The organism is Methylomonas koyamae, assembly GCF_001644025.1.
Taxonomy (GTDB): domain Bacteria; phylum Pseudomonadota; class Gammaproteobacteria; order Methylococcales; family Methylomonadaceae; genus Methylomonas; species Methylomonas koyamae_A.
The window spans coordinates 1-1,168 of sequence record NZ_LUUK01000227.1 but is presented as its reverse complement, the minus strand read 5'-3'; the positions used below and the strand labels follow the sequence as shown (position 1 = coordinate 1,168).

General features: G+C 57.7%; 2 protein-coding genes. Both read right to left on the bottom strand.

The genetic code is table 11. The features are described from left to right. Positions 1–243 (bottom strand): RNA polymerase sigma factor (locus A1355_RS23115; RefSeq protein ID WP_269454774.1); only part of this gene is annotated, 243 nt, incomplete at its 3' end. Positions 244–452: 209 nt separating this feature from the next. Then, positions 453–1,168 (bottom strand): PepSY-associated TM helix domain-containing protein (locus A1355_RS23110; RefSeq protein WP_197471891.1); only part of this gene is annotated, 716 nt, incomplete at its 5' end.

The following is a 1,168-nucleotide window of genomic DNA, read 5'->3' as shown; positions in this document are numbered from 1 at the left end:
ACCGGCGTGGCGCTGGTGGCTGCGCAAATAATCGGTGGCCAAATTGGCGGCGATGCGAAAAATGAAAGCGCGCGGATTGTCGATGCGATCCTTACCGCCGTAACCGGCGTAACGAATAAAGGTTTCCTGGAAAATATCCTGAGCGGCGTCCGTGCAACGGATGCGTTGCGCCAGAAAGCGTAGCAATTCGCGGCGATGCTTATGCATCAGATCGGCAATGTCGTCGGCGGTCAGTTCAAGCATTGAGAGGATAGAAGTGGGGCGGTCATGGTGTGGCATTTAGGCAGCAAAATTTACGCCGAAACTTGCCGAACAACGATGTTCAGCTCAGCAGCTTGGCTGGAAACCGCGCCACATCCGCTCCGCCCAAAGAAGAACTTGGCATCGCCCCAGCCTATCGGCGCGCATTCGCCGGTAGCCACCGGGATCGCCAGAATTTAAACAATGTTATTTCACGCAATCCTAGCCCTAAGTTTCGCTTTCGCGGATTTGCGCTTTTGCAGCCACCGAATCAAACCGGTCGCGAATAGCAAGGGGCAAAGTAAACCGGTCACGAACACCAGAATCCGGCCGGTCCAGCCAAACACCCGGCCGGAATGCAAGGGCCATTGCCACAGCATGAAAACGTCCCCGGCGCTACCGTGCTCGGCATCCTGAACCTGTAGCAACGCGCCGCTAGCCGGGTCGAAAACCAGACAGCGGTCGTTCATCACCTTGTATCGCAAGGATTCGACGTCGCGATAACAGGCTTGAAAACGCCGGTGAGTTCCGCCTTCCCAAGTATAATATTGCGCTACGCCGCCCGGAAAATCGCGTCGGGCGCGCTCGATCGCCCGGTCCAGCGCGCCGGCTTGACCGGGCGAAGCATGCGCCGGAATCGCCGGCTCGGGACTCAGTTCGGAAAACTGTCCGACCAGCCAGCGAAACTGCTCCGGCAAATTGAAGTAAATGCCGGATACCAGCAAGGCCAGCATGACCGCCAGGCTATAAAAGCCGGCGCTTTGGTGCAGGTCGTGATTGAAGCGTTCGCGACTGGCCCGCCGCTTAATCGTCAAGACCCGCCGCCATTTTCCGGTCAACGGCCACCACAAAATCAGGCCGGACAAAACCGAAACCAAAAACAGCACGCCGAATATCCCGACCACCGTCACGCCGGTATCCCCCAACA